Annotated in this window: 13 protein-coding genes; 8 read left to right on the top strand and 5 right to left on the bottom strand. The window is 67.1% G+C overall.

The features are described 5' to 3' along the window. Genes IEZ09_RS20105 through IEZ09_RS20085 form a run of 5 tightly spaced genes read right to left on the bottom strand, consistent with a single transcriptional unit; the run spans position 1 to position 5,441 of the window. Positions 1-1,020, bottom strand: coding sequence for a LacI family DNA-binding transcriptional regulator (locus IEZ09_RS20105; RefSeq protein WP_189255252.1), 1,020 nt, complete (start codon positions 1,018-1,020; stop codon positions 1-3). Next, positions 1,017-2,393 carry a GH1 family beta-glucosidase gene (locus IEZ09_RS20100; protein ID WP_189255251.1) on the bottom strand — a complete coding sequence of 459 codons (1,377 nt, stop codon included), beginning with the start codon at positions 2,391-2,393 and terminating at the stop codon, positions 1,017-1,019. The genes IEZ09_RS20105 and IEZ09_RS20100 overlap by 4 nt, the downstream gene beginning before the upstream one ends. After that, positions 2,390-3,202 (bottom strand): carbohydrate ABC transporter permease, encoded by an 813-nt coding sequence (locus IEZ09_RS20095; RefSeq protein ID WP_229812752.1) that lies wholly within the window; start codon positions 3,200-3,202, stop codon positions 2,390-2,392. Before IEZ09_RS20095 ends, IEZ09_RS20100 begins: the two co-directional genes overlap by 4 nt. Then, positions 3,199-4,161 (bottom strand): carbohydrate ABC transporter permease, encoded by a 963-nt coding sequence (locus IEZ09_RS20090; RefSeq protein ID WP_189255250.1) that lies wholly within the window; start codon positions 4,159-4,161, stop codon positions 3,199-3,201. The genes IEZ09_RS20095 and IEZ09_RS20090 overlap by 4 nt, the downstream gene beginning before the upstream one ends. Then, positions 4,158-5,441, bottom strand: coding sequence for an ABC transporter substrate-binding protein (locus tag IEZ09_RS20085; protein ID WP_370467732.1), 1,284 nt, complete (start codon positions 5,439-5,441; stop codon positions 4,158-4,160). The genes IEZ09_RS20090 and IEZ09_RS20085 overlap by 4 nt, the downstream gene beginning before the upstream one ends. A 375-nt stretch (positions 5,442-5,816) precedes the next feature. Here IEZ09_RS20085 and IEZ09_RS20080 point away from each other — a divergent pair, with 375 nt between their 5' ends. From IEZ09_RS20080 to IEZ09_RS20045, 8 genes are all read left to right on the top strand, one after another. Further along, a complete protein-coding gene (locus IEZ09_RS20080) occupies positions 5,817-6,059 on the top strand; it encodes a hypothetical protein (protein ID WP_189255249.1) in 243 nt (80 codons plus the stop codon). Between the two features lie 37 nt (positions 6,060-6,096). Beyond that, the gene (locus IEZ09_RS20075; RefSeq protein WP_229812751.1) at positions 6,097-6,999 is read left to right on the top strand and encodes a LysR family transcriptional regulator; all 903 of its coding nucleotides are present in this window, start codon (positions 6,097-6,099) and stop codon (positions 6,997-6,999) included. Positions 7,000-7,154: 155 nt separating this feature from the next. Then, positions 7,155-8,126, top strand: a complete 972-nt coding sequence (locus tag IEZ09_RS20070) for a quinone oxidoreductase family protein (RefSeq protein WP_229812750.1) — start codon at positions 7,155-7,157, stop codon at positions 8,124-8,126. 666 nt (positions 8,127-8,792) lie between these two features. Then, a complete protein-coding gene (locus IEZ09_RS47915; RefSeq protein ID WP_189255248.1) occupies positions 8,793-8,894 on the top strand; it encodes a ricin-type beta-trefoil lectin domain protein in 102 nt (33 codons plus the stop codon). Positions 8,895-8,939: 45 nt separating this feature from the next. Continuing rightward, entirely contained in the window at positions 8,940-9,875 is a 936-nt protein-coding gene (locus IEZ09_RS20060; protein ID WP_370467734.1) for an arabinan endo-1,5-alpha-L-arabinosidase, read from the top strand. A gap of 18 nt (positions 9,876-9,893) precedes the next feature. After that, complete coding sequence (locus IEZ09_RS20055) at positions 9,894-11,372, top strand: family 43 glycosylhydrolase (protein WP_229812749.1); 1,479 nt, start codon at positions 9,894-9,896, stop codon at positions 11,370-11,372. A gap of 9 nt (positions 11,373-11,381) precedes the next feature. Next, positions 11,382-12,773 (top strand): endo-1,4-beta-xylanase, encoded by a 1,392-nt coding sequence (locus IEZ09_RS20050; protein WP_189255246.1) that lies wholly within the window; start codon positions 11,382-11,384, stop codon positions 12,771-12,773. 240 nt (positions 12,774-13,013) lie between these two features. After that, positions 13,014-15,875: a glycosyl hydrolase family 95 catalytic domain-containing protein gene (locus IEZ09_RS20045; protein ID WP_189255245.1), complete on the top strand. Its 2,862-nt coding sequence runs from the start codon at positions 13,014-13,016 to the stop codon at positions 15,873-15,875. Positions 15,876-16,140 lie beyond the last annotated feature (265 nt).

Genomic DNA, 16,140 nt, shown 5'->3' with positions numbered 1-16,140 from the left:
TCAGGCGCTCGCGCGGAACACCATCGACGTCGGCAACAACACCGACGGTGGCAGGCCCTCGGTGCCGGCCAGCTCCGCGAGCAGCCGCCACGTCATCGTGCGGCCCAGTGTCTCGGTCTCCTGCCGCACGGTGGTGAGCGGAGGCACTGCCGTGGCGGCCAGCACCGAGTCGTCGAACCCGACGACAGCGACGTCCTCGGGAACCTTTCTGCCACCGGCGCGCAGGACTCGCAGCGCGCCCAGCGCCATGATGTCGGCGGCCACGAACACCGCGTCGAGATCCGGTGCCCTGCTGAGCAGCTCCTCCATCGCGAGTGCGCCGCTGTCGGGCGTGAAGTCGCTGTGCACCAACAGATCCGCGGATCGCCGTGCCTCCTCCACGCCACGCCGCCACCCGCTCAACCTGTCCATGCCGACGGCCATGTCCCTCGGGCCGGCGATCGTCGCGATCCTCCTGCGGCCCAGCGAGACGAGGTGGCGCGTCGCCTGCAACGCGCCGGTGAAGTTGTCGGCGTCCACGAACGGGACGTCGTCGGCGACGAGAGGACGGCCACCGACGACCACCGGCATCCCTCTGGCCTGCAAGCTCCGCGGCAAGGGATCGTCCCCGTGCAGGCTCAACACGAGGGCGCCGTCCACGTGCCCGCCGCTCAGATAGGCCACCAGGTCGTCGTTGTCCTCCTGCCGGCTCATCATGACCAGGAGCTGGATCCTCCTGCCTGCGAGCTCCGTGTGGACCCCGCGCAGCACGCCGGCGAAGAACGGGTCCGCCAGCACGCGGCTGCCCTGTTCGGACACCACCAGCGCGATCGCGTTCGCCTTGCTGCCCGCGAGGGTCCGCGCCGCGTGGTTGGGGCTGTAGCCGAGGCGCTCGATCGCCAGATGAACGGCCTGACGCGCTCGATCACTGACGTACGTGCTGCCGTTGATCACACGGGAGACGGTCGACTTCGACACCCCGGCCGCGCGCGCGACCTCCACGATGCGCGGGCCGGGGCGTCGACCGTTGGTGTCGGTCACGGTACGGCGACGAGCGCGTTGCCGCGCGCCACCTGTGCGAACCACTTCGCGCTCAGCTTGGGTGTCCGGACCTGGGTGTCGTAGTCCACGTGGACGATGCCGAACCGCTTCGCGTACCCCTCGGCCCACTCGAAGTTGTCGAGCAGCGACCAGCAGAAGTAGCCGCGCAGATCCACCCCCATCTCGATCGCGTCGTGTGCGGCGCGCAGGTGGGACTCAAGGTAGGCGGTCCTGTCGAGATCCTGGATCCCGCTGCCGTCGACCTCGTCGCGGAAGGCCGCGCCGTTCTCCGTGATGTAGAGGGGCAGCCGCGGGTACTGCGCGTGCAACCGCAGCAGCACGGACGTGAGCCCGTCCGGCCGCACCTCCCAGCCCATGTCGGTGACCGGCGCGTCGCGGCGGGGGAACGAGTGGTCCCCGACACCGACCCACGGCGACGGTCCGGTCTCGCCGGGTTCGGCGCTGACGAAGTGCTCGGTGTAGTAGTTCACGCCGAGCATGTCGAGCGGCGCGGAGATGAGATCGAGGTCGCCGTCGCGAACGTGCCAGGAGAAGCCGAACGGGTCCAGGTCGGCCAGGACGTCCTCCGGGTACTTCCCGCGGAACAACGGGTCGAGGAAGATGCGCTGCTGCAACCCGTCCAGCCGCCGCGCGACGTCCTGGTCTGCCTCGGACGACGGGTCGGCGGGGATGATCGGGTACATGTTGAGCGTGATGCCCACGCGCGTGTAGGGCGTGGCGGCTCGAATCGCTTCTGCCGCAAGGCCGTGTCCGAGCAGCAGGTGGTGCACGGCCGCGACTGCGGCATCGGGTTCGGTGCGTCCCGGGGCGTGAACTCCCGCCGCGTAGCCGAGGAACGCCGAGCACCAGGGCTCGTTCAGCGTGGTCCAGGTGGTGACGCGGTCGCCGAGCGCTTCGGCGGCGGCGGTGGCGTAGTCGGCGAACCGGAACGCGGTGTCGCGGGTCGCCCAGCCACCGGTGTCCTCCAGCTTCTGCGGGAGGTCCCAGTGGTAGAGCGTGGGCCACGGCTGGATGTCGTGCTCCAGCAACGTGTCCACGAGCCGGCGGTAGAAGTCGAGCCCGGCCTGGTTGACCGCGCCGCCGTCCGGGCGCACCCGCGGCCAGGCGATGGAGAATCGGTAGGCCTTGAGCCCGAGGTCGGCCATCATCCGGACGTCCTGCGTGAACCGGCGGTAGTGGTCGGCCGCGGGTTCACCGCAGTCACCACCCACGACGTTGCCCGGTACGCGGCAGAACACGTCCCAGATGGAGTCCGTACGACCGTCCGAATCGGTCGCTCCCTCGACCTGGAACGCGGCGGTGGCCGCGCCCCAGAGGAATCCCTGCGGGAAAACGATGTCCGTCACATTCATCCCTTCACAGCGCCCTGCATCACGCCGGCGACGATCTGCCGTCCGAGCACGAGGAACACGATCAAGACCGGAATCGTCGCGAGAGTCGTTCCGGCGAGCACGAGCGAGTAGTCGACGTAGTAGCCGCTCTGCAGCTTCTCCAGCGCGGCCTGGAGCGTCGGGTTGTCCGGGGTCAGCACGATCAGCGGCCACAGGAAGTCGTTCCAGGACTGCATGAACGTGAAGACTCCGAGCATCGCGGCAGCCGGGCGGGCCGCGGGCAGTGCGACGTGCCAGAACGCGCGCCACAGGCTGCAGCCGTCCATCCGCGCCGCCTCGACGAGTTCGTCGGGCACGGTGTCGATCAGGTACTGCCGCATCCAGAAGACTCCGAACGCGGTGACGAGGTTGGGAACGATGACGGCTTCGAGCTCACCGGCCCAGCCGAACTCCGCCATCGCCATGTACAGCGGGATGATGCCGAGCTGCGTCGGCACCGCGAGCGTCGCGACGACGAACAGGAACAGCACGCCCCGGCCGCGGAACCGCAGCTTGGCGAAGGCGAACCCGGCCAGCGTCGACAACAACACCACCGACGCCGTGACGGTGCCGGAGACGATGAAGCTGTTGCCGAGCCCCTTCCAGAACGGGATGGTGTCGAACACGCGCGCCGCGTTGGCGAAGAAGTTGCCGCCGGGGACGAGCGTGAGGTCACCGGTGAGCACGGAGTTGTCGCGGCTCGCGACCAGGTAGGACCAGTAGAACGGGAACGCCGAGCCCAGCACGAACGCGGCCAGCACCCCGTAGACCACAAAGGACGGACGTTTCACCGCACGGCCCTCCTCGTGAGCCAGAAGTTGAGGCCGGCCACCGCGATCACGATCAGGAACAGCGTCCACGCGATCGCGGAGGCGTAACCGAGATCGAGTTGCTGGAAGGCCGACTGGTACAGGTAGAGCACGACGGTCTGGTACTGGTGCTCGGCACCGCCGCCGCTGCCGGCGGACGGGTCGTACAGCTTGGGCTCGGTGAAGATCTGCAGCCCGCCGATCGTCGAGGTGACGATCACGAAGATCAGCGTCGGCTTGAGCATGGGCAGAGTGATGCTGAAGAACTGCCGCACCGGGCCGGCCCCGTCCACCACCGCCGCTTCGTAGAGATCTCGGGGGATGGCGAGCATCGCGGCGAGCACGATGAGCGCGTTGTAGCCGGTCCACCGCCAGTTGACCATCGACGCGATGGCCACGTGGCTGCCGAAGGTGTTGGCCTGCCAGTCGATCGGCGGGATCCCCACCGTCGTCAGCACGGTGTTGACGAGTCCGAACTGCGGGCCGAACAGGTTGCCGAAGATGATCGTCAACGCGACGAGCGACGCGACGTAGGGCAGCAGCACGCCCATCCGCCACGCCGTCCGCCCGCGCAGGTTGGCGGCGAGCAGTGCGGCGAGCACGACCGCGGTGATCACCTGCGGCACGCTGGAGAGCAGGAAGATGCTGAAGGTGTTGAACAGCGCGTTCCAGAACTGACCGTCGGTGAACAACGTCCGGTAGTTCTCGAGACCGAGGAACTTCGGGTCGTCCGCACCCAGGTCCCAGTCGAACAGCGACACGTAGGCCGTGTACAGCAGGGGGAAGAGCCCGACCGCGCCGAACAACACGAAGAACGGCGCCACGAACAGGTACGGCGACACCCTGTTGTCCAATTTGGACAGGCGATGCCGGAGCGGGGACGGCGAACGAACCTCCTCGGTTCGCTCGCGGTCCACCTCCTTGGTGAGAAGGGCGGTCACTTGGCCGCCTTCTGGGCTTCCTGGACCGCTGTCTTCCAGGCCTCGTCGGTGTTCTTGCCCTGCTCGACGGACTGCAGTGCGGGGCTGAACACGTTCTCCTGGATCTGGCCGTCCTCAGGGCCCTTGTACTGCGCGGCGGCAACCTTCTTGGCCTGCGCGGCGAACAACGCACCGGCCTTCACGCCCCCGAAGTAGGCGTTGGTCTGCTCCAGCAGGGCGGGGTCCTCGAGCGCCTTGACCTGGCTCGGGAACGTGCCCTTCGCCTTGAACGCCTTGATCTGCTGCTCCGGCGCGGTCAGCCAGGCGGCCAGCTCGGCGGCCTTCTTCGCGTTCTTGCTCTGCTTCGGCACGGTCAGGTACGACCCGCCCCAGTTGCCGCCCCCGTTCGGGAACGCCTCGGTGACCGCCCACTTGCCCGCGTTCTCCGCGCCGGCCTGCGCCTCGATCACGCCGAGCATCCACGACGGGCACGTCTTCGTGGCGAACGCGCCGGTCTTGAAGCCGGTGTTCCACTCGTTGCTCCACGCCACGAGCTTGGCCGACTGGCCCTTCGCGACGGCCTTCGTCACCGCGTCCCAGTCGCCCCTGATCTTGGGGTTGGACTCGACGACCAGCTTGTCGCTCTTGTCGAAGTAGCCGACCTCGTGCTGGTTGTGCATGGCGTTGAAGATCTGCGCGGCGTTGTCGAACCAGGCCACGCCGCCGGACTTGGCGATGAACTGGTCACCGGCGGCGAAGTAGCTGTCCCACGTCGCGAACAACGACTTCACGGCCTCGGGGTCGGACGGCAGACCGGCCTTCTCGAACAGGTCCTTGCGGTAGCACATCGCCAGCGGGCCGATGTCCGTGCCGTAGCCGATGAGCTTGCCGTCCTTGGTGGTGGCGGCGTCGGTCTTCCACTTCAGCCACCGGTTGTCGACGTTCGGCCCGATCTCCTTGAGATCGTTGAACTGGCTCGACTTCGACATGACCTGGCTGAGGTAGCCCTCCTCGATCGCCTCGACGTCGGCGAGGCCGGAGCCGGCACCGAGTTTGGTGAAGAGGTTCTGGTGGTGGGGAGAGGCCTGACCGGCCTTGCGCTGGGTGATCTTGATGTCGGGGTGGGACGCCTCGTACTCCTTGAAGAGGTCCTCGTAGCCGAACTCGTTGAACGTGGCGACGGTCAGCTCGGTCTTGCCGTCGGCGGTCTGGTTCGTCGCTCCACCCGAACCACAGGCGGTGACGGTGACAGCGGACATGGCGGCGCAGGCCAGCACGCTGATCAAACGGCGGGGACGCACTGGAGAACTCCTCTGGTCTCGGCGGCGAATTTCTGGGAGCGCTCCCAGACGCGCAGGGTCTGATTGACCGCGCTTCCAGGTGTCAAGGAGTCCTGATCGACTTGTAACTAAGGTGCATGTTGCTGGCCGGTCTGGCGGTGCTTGCAGGCCTCTTGAGGTGCACTTATGGCGTTTCGACCGGCTGCTCGGGTAGGTTTTGGCCGAGTCGTGCGCCACCGGGTGTGATGCCTGAAGACGGGTTGCCGTGGGTCCAGAACCTGGGAGCGCTCCCAGGCTTCTCATCCCTGCTGACCGTCTTATATGGGTGCATCCGACCGATTCGGCCCGTACCGGCCGTAAGATCGAATTCGAGTCGGCGAGCGATCGGAGAAGGCCATGCGCAAGGCGTCGGCACTGGGCGCGCTGATCTTCGCGACCGCCGTTGTCACCGCTTCTCCGGCGAACGCCTCACCGCTCGTGTCCGTCGGTGATGTGCACGTGGGCGACGTGACCGTGGCGCCGCAGGTGGTGATCGGTGACGTCGACGTCTTCGAGGACGTGCTGGAGCACGTGAACATCGCGGCCCTCTGGGGACAGGCTTCCTCGCTGGTGACGGAAGGGCCGGGAAGATCGCGGTAATCTCCGGTCAGGTGTCGGCACGGATTCGGAGCCACCGGTGGATCTGCGGCAGATGGAGTACGCGGTAGCGATCGCAGAAGAGCTCAGCTTCACCAGGGTCGCCGAGCGCTACCACATCGCGCAGTCCGGTCTCAGCCACCAGATCAACCAGCTCGAACGTGCGGTCGGATCACGGTTGTTCGACCGCACCAGCCGCCGGGTCGAACTGACCGCGGCGGGTGAGGTGTTCGTCGCGTGCGCACGACGCGTGCTGCGCGCTGTGCAGGAGACGACTGCCGAGATCGCGTCGCTCGACGGGCGAGTCCAGGGCCGTCTGCGCGTCGGCGCGCCGACGATCACGGCTTCGGACATCGACATGCTCGGGCTGCTGAGGGAGTTCCAGGAATCGTGTCCCGCGGTCGAGCTCCTCATGTCCGATGTGGGCGGTGTGACGGCCGTGAGCCGGCTGCTGACCGGTGAGCTCGAAATCGCGGTACTGGGGTTGCACGAGCACCAGTTGCCCGCGGGGCTTTCGCACCACCTGCTTCGGCTGCATCCACTCGTGATCGTCGTCGGCAGGCGGCATCGCCTGCGGGGAGCCGGCGTCGCGAACCTGGCACAGCTGGCGGACGAGCGTTTCCTCGACGGTGGTCCGGACACCTCGCTGCGCCTCCAGGTGGACGCGGCGTTCGGCAGAGCGGGCGCACGCCGCCGCAGCGCGTGCGCGCTGCAGAGCGCAGCTGATCTGACCTCGCTGGCCGTGGAGGGAATCGGCGTGACCGTGGTGCCGCGACCCGTCGCCGACGCCGTCGTCCCCACCGACCTCGCCGACTGCGTGCTGCGCATCGACGATCCCCAGGCGCTGCAGCCCATGGCACTCGCTTGCCGGGAACCGGCGCCGGCCTCACCGGCGGCCCAGGCGTTCCTGCGAATGGCGCTCGCACGCCTGACGCCTCGCTGACCTGGTGGATCGAAATCCTCGATCGTTGCCTGCACGTCTTGATGTTGGTTTCTGGTCGCGCTGATCAGCATGATCGAAGTGAACCAACCGAAGGGGCGTTCATGTCGAGTGAGATGATGAAAGCTGTCCGGATCACGCAACAAGGGTCACCGGACGTGCTCATTTACGAAGACCTGCCCGTTCCCTCGATCCGCGCGAACGAGGTGCTCATTCGCAACGAAGCGGCGGGAATCAATTTCGCCGACACCGAACGCCGCCGCGGCCGCTATTACCCGGTGGCCACGCCTTTGCCCTACGTCCTCGGGGGCGAGTTCTCGGGAGTGGTCGTCGCGGTCGGCGACGAGGTCTCCGGCGTCCACGTCGGCGACCGGGTCTTCGGGATCACCCACCCCGCCCGGTCCGGCTGTTACGCCCAGTACGTCGCGGCACCTGCCGGCGAGGTGTTCCCCCTGCCGTCCGGCCTCGGGTTCGCCGAGGCGACGGCGCTGCTGGTACAGGGCCTGACCGCGTATCTCATGCTGCGCGACGGCGTGCGGCTCATGAAGAACGACTCCGTCCTGGTGCTCGCCGCCGCCGGCGGTGTCGGTTCCCTCGTCGTGCAGCTGGCGAGGATCATGGGAGCAGGCCAGGTCGTCGGCGCGGCCAGCACGCCGGAGAAACGACAGCTCGTCCTCGACCTGGGGGCCGACTCGGTCGTCGACTACTCGCAGCCGAGGTGGCACACCGAAGTGCTGCGCACGACCGGGGACCGGGGGGTGGACGCGGTGATGCTCTCCGGTGGTGGCGAGATGTTCACCGAAGCGACGGCAAGCCTGGCGCCTTTCGGTCGTCTGGCGGTGTACGGAACGGCGAACGGCGAAATGCCGATCGTGGATTTCACGGCAGGACTGGCCGGTCAGGTCCTGATGAACCTGTCGTTCACCTTTTTCGCCCTGCAGTTCTACTTCCAGCACGCTCGCTCCGAGCTGGCGCTGGCCGTGGACGAGCTGACCCGCCTCGTTCAGGAGGACCGGCTGCGGCTCGTCCTCGGCCAGCAGCTGCCGTTGTCGGCGGCGGCGGAGGCGCACAGGCTTCTGGAGGGAAGGCGGAGCACGGGCAAGATGGTCCTGCTGCCCTGGGCGGACTGACTCGTCGAATGGATTCGACGATGAGTCGACAGCGTTCGACAGCGCATTCGACGAAAGTCGGTCGCGCCAAAATCGGAACCTAGCTCGAAGTGCTGTCGGTTCGGCGTCGAAACGATCGAAATCAGGCTTCTGAAGTGTCGTGAGTCAGGTGCCTGAATTGGGCTGGGCATTGCCTTCTGCGTTGGACTCTCTTTAGCATCTGAGCTCCTGAACATCAGGTTTTGGAGCGTCAATGACGACATCGGGAATGTCTCGCCGTGGCTTTCTCGCGGCGCCCGGTCTCGCGGGGGACTCGCCTCGCGCCTTCGCGGCAGACCCGCGGACCAACGGCGACATCACCGCCGCCCGGATCTCCGTCGGCACCAACGGTGTGGACTTCACCGAGGTGGCGAACGTCAACTGGGCCTCCGGTCCGCAGCCCGAGGTCGTCGAGTGGGCCAACAGCAACGGTGTCCACATCGGAGGAAGGTTCGCGCGGCCGCAGCTGGTCTCCCGGTTCCCGGTCGCGAACACCGTCTACCGCCTCCAGGTCCGGCACAGCGGCAAGCCGCTACCGCGTCCTCCGGCAGACCACCCCGCTGCAACGCGGTCCTGCGTTCGTACGCGCGTTGACGGCATGGTTGAGCGCAGTACCGCCTCATCCTCACCAACCGGCTCAGCCAGCGTGTGCTCAACGTTCCCAGCGCCTCCACTGTGGACGGCACGGCTCTCGACCAGTGGGACCACCAGAACGCTCCTCAGGAGCAGTGGCAGCTCATCCCCTCCTGACCAGGAACGCGGAGGAAACCCGTGGTCGCACTGAGAAAGACCGTCCTGGCCCTGCTGACAGCTCTGTCCGTCACCGTCGCGGTGACGTCGCCCGCTTCGGCGTATCCCGGACCGGGCCGGGTGACCGGCGACGTCGGTGTGCACGATCCGAGCGTGGTCAAGCGCACCGACGGGAGCTACCTGGTCGCGCACACCGGCGACAACATCTCGCTCAAGACCTCCGCGGACCGGATCGCGTTCCGCGACGCGGGTTCGGCGTTCCCCGGCGGCGCGCCGTGGACCACGGGCTACACCGGCGGCGGTCGTCACCTCTGGGCGCCTGACCTGTCCTACCACAACGGCCAGTACTGGCTGTACTACTCGGCTTCGACGTTCGGGTCGAACAAGTCGGCGATCTTCCTGGCCACCAGTCCCAGCGGCAACTCCGGCACCTGGACCCACCGCGGCCTCGTCGTCGAGTCCCGGACGTCGGACGACTTCAACGCCATCGACCCCGACCTGGTCGTGGACCACCAGGGCCGCTGGTGGCTGAGCTTCGGATCGTTCTGGTCCGGCATCAAGATGGTCGCGCTCAACCCGTCGAACGGCCTGCGGTCCGACTCGGTGATCCGTTCCATCGCCGGACGCAACGGCGGTCCGATCGAGGCGCCGACCATCGTCAAGCGCGGCTCTTACTACTACCTGTTCGTCTCGTTCGACTACTGCTGCCGAGGTGCGTCCAGCACGTACCGGGTGATGGCCGGTCGCTCCACCAGCGTCACCGGTCCGTTCTACGACCGGAACGGCACCCCGATGACCTCCGGTGGCGGCACGGAGATCCTGGCCGGTCACGACAACGTGCACGGTCCAGGACACCAGGACGTTTTCGCCGATGTGGACAGCGATGTCCTCGTGTACCACTACTACGCCGACAACGGCGCACCACTGCTCGGCATCAACCTGCTGGCCTACGACTCGGCCGGCTGGCCGTTTGTCTACTGAGGACACTGCGAGGCGATCTTGACATCGACTGCCGGGCGGCACCGCTGGCGCACCACCGTCGTTCTGGCCACCTCGGTCACGATGCTGGGCGGGGCCACCAGCGCCTTGCCCATGACCGCGGCCGCCGCGACCGTGGACACCACCGCGTCCTACGTGCTGGTCAACCGCAACAGCGGCAAGGCGTTGGACGTCTACGAGCTCGCCACCGCCGACGGAGCGCGGATCTCGCAGTACACCCGCAACGACGGCGCGTGGCAGCAGTGGCAGTTCGTCGACTCCGGCGGCGGCTACTACCGGCTGAAGTCGAGGCACAGCGGCAAAGTTCTCGACTTCCCGTCCACAGCGGACAGGACGGGCCTGGTGCAGACGACGGACGCCAACCGGCCCGGCCAGCAGTTCCGGCTGGCGGACTCGCCGGAGGGGCGGGTCCGGCTGATCAACCGCGCGAGCGGCAAGGCCGTCGACGTGCTCGGCTTCTCCACCTCCGACGGCGCCGAGGTCATCCAGTGGCCCGACACGGGCGGTACGAACCAGCAGTGGCAGCTGGTGAAGCTCGGCACGGCCCGCACGTTCACCAACCCGATCAAGCGCAACGGCCCCGACCCCTGGCTCCAGTACTACAACGGCTACTACTACCTGGCCACCACGACGTGGAACTCCACGATCACCATGCGCCGGTCCCGCACGCTGGCCGGTCTGTCGAGCGCCGCGGACACCGTCGTGTTCACCCTGTCCGGCCGGCCCAACGGGTGCTGCAACATGTGGGCACCGGAGTTCCATCTGCTGAACGGCCGGTGGTACCTGTACTACGTGGCGGGCCAGAACGTGCCGGACTTCAACCCGACACAGCGCCTGCACGTGCTGGAGAGCTCCGGCACCGACCCGATGGGGCCGTACACGTTCAAGGCGGACCTCGGTGACACGTGGGAGATCGACCCGAGCATCCTGCAGCACAACGGAAAGCTCTACCTGCTGGGCAGCGCGATCGACGGCACTCAGAGCCTGACCATCACGCCACTGTCCAATCCGTACACGACCAGCGGCGCCCGGCGCACGATCAGCCAGCCCACGCTGGCGTGGGAGAACCAGGGTGGTCAGGTCAACGAGGCCGCGGAGCCGCTGTACCACAACGGCCGCACCATGATCGTCTACTCGGCGAGCGCGTGCTGGGGCCCTGACTACAAGCTGGGCCTGCTCACCCTGACCGGCACCGACCCGCTCAACCGCGCGCACTGGACCAAGGCACCCAACCCGGTGTTCCAGCGCAACGACGGCAACGGCGTGTACGCGCCGGGCCACAACGGGTTCTTCAAGTCTCCCGACGGCACCGAGGACTGGATCGTCTACCACGCCAACGACTCCGCGTCCGGTGGCTGCGACATGAACCGCTCGACGCGAGCCCAGAAGTTCACCTGGAACTCCGACGGCACGCCGAACTTCGGCAGCCCGGTCCGGCTCGGCGCCACGCTCACCGCTCCCTCGGGCGAGACGGGCTGAGAGATCGAAATGAGGAACGAGTTGATCTACATCCCACGACTGCGGCGGTGCGTCAGTGCGGCCGCCCTGGCGACCGCGGCGCTGTCGGCCGCCGCCCTCGTGTTGTTCCCGGGACCCGCTGCGGCGGCGAACACGCCCGGTGCGGCGGCAGCCCAGACCGGGCGGTACTTCGGGGCGGGAATCTCCGGCCATCTCGACGAGGCCGCGTACGTGAACACGTGGACCACGGAGTTCAACGGCGTCACGCCGGGGAACGAGATGAAATGGAGCACGACCGAGCCCCGGCGCGATCAGTTCAACTTCGCTCCCGCGGACGAGATCGTCAGCCGGGCCAGGGACAAGCGCATGACGATCCGCGGGCACACGCTGGTGTGGCACGCGCAGCTCCCCAGCTGGGTCAACGACCTCGACGCCACCAACCTGCGTTCGGCGACGCGCAACCACATCAATCAGGTCATGGGTCATTGGAAGGGGCAGATCTACGCCTGGGACGTCGTCAACGAGGCGTTCCTGGGCGACGGCACGCGCAGGCAGTCGGTCTTCCAGCAGAAGCTCGGCGACGGCTACATCGAGGAAGCGTTCCGCGCGGCCCGCGCAGCAGACCCGAACACCAAGCTCTGCTACAACGACTTCAACACCGACGGCGTCAACACCAAGAGCACGGCGATCTACAACATGGTGCGGGACTTCCGCAACCGCGGCGTGCCGATCGACTGCGTTGGCTTCCAGAGCCACCTCAGCTCGAACTCCTCGCTCAGCACCTATCAGGCGAACCTGCAACGATTCGCCGATCTCGGCGTCGAGGTGCAGATCACCGAGCTCGACGTCGGCGGCAGCGGCTCGGCCCAGGCCGACGTGTACCGGAAGGTCACCCAGGCCTGCCTGGCCATCTCACGCTGTACCGGCATCACCGTCTGGGGCATCACGGACAAGTACTCCTGGCGCGACGAGGAGACACCGCTGCTGTTCGACAACAACTACGCCAAGAAACAGGCCTACTACGACGTGCTCTACGCACTGAACAACCCACGCGGCCCGGTGCGCGCGGTCGCGGCGGACAAGTGCCTGGACGTTCCGAACGCCTCGACCACGACGGGCACACAGCTGCAGATCTGGGCCTGTTCGACCGGACCCAACCAGCAGTGGACCCGCACGACCGCGGGCGAGCTGACCGTCTACACCGGTGACTCGCGACGGTGTCTCGACGCGTCGAGCACCAGTGCCGTCATCTGGACCTGCCACGGCGGTGCCAACCAGAAGTGGAACCTGAACGCCGACGGCACCATCACCAGTGCCCAGTCGGGGCTGTGCCTGAGCGTGAACGGCGGCGCGACCGTCAACGGCACCCGTGTGGTCCTGGGGATCTGCAACGGCGGCAACCATCAGAAGTGGTCCTTCTGAGCAGTGGTGATCCAGAGATCGTGAGTGGGCGTGGTAGCTGGACACGGGCCGGCGGTCACGCTCACGTGCATTCAGCTATCGCGTCGAAAGATCGGAGGTTAGCAAACCGCCAACCCGTGAGTGCCCTCCGTGATCAGAGAATTTCTGCAAGTCAAGACCTACCGTGTGGACATACATCGGATCTATCCTGCTGCGAGCATCGGCCCGCTGCCCGTACTTCGCACCCAACGGAGGGTGTCCATGCGTAGACCGCTGTCGAAACCGTCCTTCACAGCCGCGGCCGCGGCTGTCGTCCTGTCGGCAGGGCTCGTCCTGCCGCCGGGAGCCGTTCCCGCGGCCGATGCCCAACAGGCCCCGGACGGCAACACGCTGTGGTACGACGAGCCCGCCACCGACTGGGAGAGCAGGGCGCTTCCCGTCGGGAACGGCGCGCTGGGCGCCATGGTGTTCGGTGGCGTGACATCGGAACAGTTGCAGTTCAACGAAAAGTCCCTGTGGACCGGGGGTCCCGGTTCGGCGGGTGGTTACAACTTCGGCAACTGGACCTCACCACGTCCAGGAGCGCTCGACGAGGTCATCAACACGATCAACCAGAACGGTCAGGCCGACCCGAACTGGGTGGCGGGCAAACTGGGCCAGCCCAAGACCAACTTCGGGGCCTACCAGACCTTCGGCGACCTCCGGCTGGACATGGCGGGGCAGTCCACTTCGTACTCCGGGTACCGGCGTGAGCTGAACATCGGTGACGCCACCGCCAAGGTCGCCTACACCAACAACGGCGTCGGCTACGACCGCGAGTACTTCGTCAGCCATCCCGACCAGGTGATGGTGGGACGCCTGGGCGCCAACCAGCCGGGCAAGGTGTCGTTCACCCTGCGCTACACCTCGCCGCGCAGCGACTTCACCGCCACGGCCTCTGGCGGCCGGTTGACGATCCGCGGCAAGCTCGCCAACAACGGCATGGTGTTCGAAGCGCAGATCCAGGTGCGCGCCGACGGCGGAACCGTGACCAGCAGTGGTTCCGCGGTGACGGTGTCCGGAGCGAACAGCGCGACGTTCGTGCTCGGCGCCGGCACCGACTACGCCGACACCTACCCGAACTACCGCGGTACGGATCCTGCCGGTCGCGTGAAGTCCGTTGTGGACGCCGCGGCGGCGAAGTCCTTCACCACGCTGCGTGCCGCGCACGTCGCGGACCACAAGGCGTTGTTCGACAGGGTGAAGCTGAACATCGGCCAGGTCATGCCGAACAAGCCCACCGACGACCTGCGCGCCGCCTACACCGGCGGCTCCTCGCCCGACGACAGGGCGCTGGAGGCGCTGTACTACCAGTACGGCCGGTATCTGCTGATCGCCTCCTCGCGCACCGGATCGCTGCCCGCCAACCTGCAGGGCGTGTGGAACAACTCCACCTCGCCGCCGTGGAGCGCGGACTACCACACCAACATCAACGTTCAGATGAACTACTGGCTCGCCGGACAGGCCAACCTGGCCGAGACGGCGGAACCGTTCGTCCGGTTCGTCGAGGCGCTCAAGGCGCCAGGTCAGGTCACCGCGAACTCCATGTTCGGCACCGGAGGCTGGCTCGTGCACAACGAGACCAACCCGTTCGGCTACACCGGTGTGCACAACTGGGCGACCGCGTTCTGGTTCCCGGAAGCCAACGGCTGGCTGGCGTCCCAGGTCTACGACCTCGCCACGTTCAGCAACGACCCGGCGCTGCTGAACCGCGCCTACTCCTTGCTCAAGGGAGCGAGCGAGTTCTGGCTCGCGAACCTGCGCACCGACCCGCGTGACGGCAAGCTCGTCGCGACCCCGACTTACTCGCCGGAACACGGGCCCTTCACCGCGGGTGACTCGATGGCCCAGCAGATCGTCTGGGGGCTGTTCACCGACACCATCGCCGCCTCCACCGCGCTCGGGGCCGACACGACCTTCCGCAACCAGGTGCGGGACAAGCTGAACGCGATGGACCCCGGTCTGCGGATCGGCAGCGGCGGACGGCTGCAGGAGTGGAAGAGCGACGCGATCACCGGCGAGCCGCAGCACCGGCACGTGTCCCACCTCTACGCGCTGCACCCCGGCCACCAGATCTCGGCCGGGACCGCGTTCGGCGACGCGGCCAAGGCGACGCTGACCGACCGCGGTGACGGCGGCACCGGGTGGAGCAAGGCCTGGAAAATCAACTTCTGGGCCCGGCTGCTCGACGGCGACCACGCCCACAAGATGCTCTCCGAACAGCTCAAGAGCTCCACGCTCGCCAACCTGTTCGACACCCACCCGCCGTTCCAGATCGACGGCAACTTCGGCGGCACTGCTGGTGTCACCGAAATGTTGCTGCAGAGCCAGAACGGGGAGATTCACATCCTGCCCGCCAAGCCGGGCGCGTGGCCCTCGGGTTCGGTGACCGGTCTGAAGGCGCGGGGCAACGTCGCGGTGGACGTGTCCTGGACCTCGGCGGGCGGAGTCGACTTCACCATCAAGCCGACGACCTCCGGCAACCTCACCGTGCGCAGCGGTGTGTTCGCCGGCCGGTACACGCTGACCAACACCACGACCGGACAGCCCGTCGGCGGTACGGTCACCGGCGACCGGATGACCTTCGCCGCCACGGCGGGGCACACCTACCGCGCCGTCGGCACGACGTGGAAGCCGGCCAACCTGGCGCTGAACGCACCGGCGAGCCAGTCCAGCACGTACTCGAACGGGGCCGTCGCCGGCCGTGCGGTGGACGGCAACACCAACGGAGCGTTCTTCTCGGGTTCGGTGACGCACACCTCCGACCGTCCACTCGACACGAATCCCTGGTGGCAGGTGGATCTCGGCGCTTCGCGCTGGGTGAGCTCGGTGACGTTGTGGAACCGCACCGACTGTTGTTCCGACCGGCTGCGCCAGTACTACGTCTTCGCATCGGACACGCCGTTCACCTCGACCGATCCTCAGGTCACCGCCGCACAACCGGGAGTGTGGAGCCGATTCCAGGCCCCGGCCGCGGAACCCACGTTGTCCTTGCCGGTCAACCGCACAGCGCGGTACTTCCGCGTCCAGCTGGTCGGCTCGGACAGACCGCTCTCGCTCGCCGAGTTCCAAGTGTTCGGGTGAGCGCACGGCAACACCACCGCGGGGCGGCACGATCCGATCGGATCGTGCCGCCCCGCCTGTGTTCTGACATCGACGGCCTGCCGCTCGGGGCAGGGGCAATGGCATGTTTCTGCCACGGTGTCAGCGTTGGCTTCTCTGCTGAAGCCGCTGACCTCATCGAATGACTGTTCGCCTCCGTTGCGTTGCAGGACAATGCCGAAAGTCGCTCATTCAGGCTAGTGAACCACTCCTGTTGTTGGCGTCACCCTTGCAGGACAAGGGTTTG

It is taken from the genome of Lentzea flava, assembly GCF_014648475.1.
GTDB classification, from domain to species: Bacteria; Actinomycetota; Actinomycetes; order Mycobacteriales; family Pseudonocardiaceae; genus Lentzea; species Lentzea flava.
This window is presented reverse-complemented; position numbering and strand designations above follow the sequence as displayed.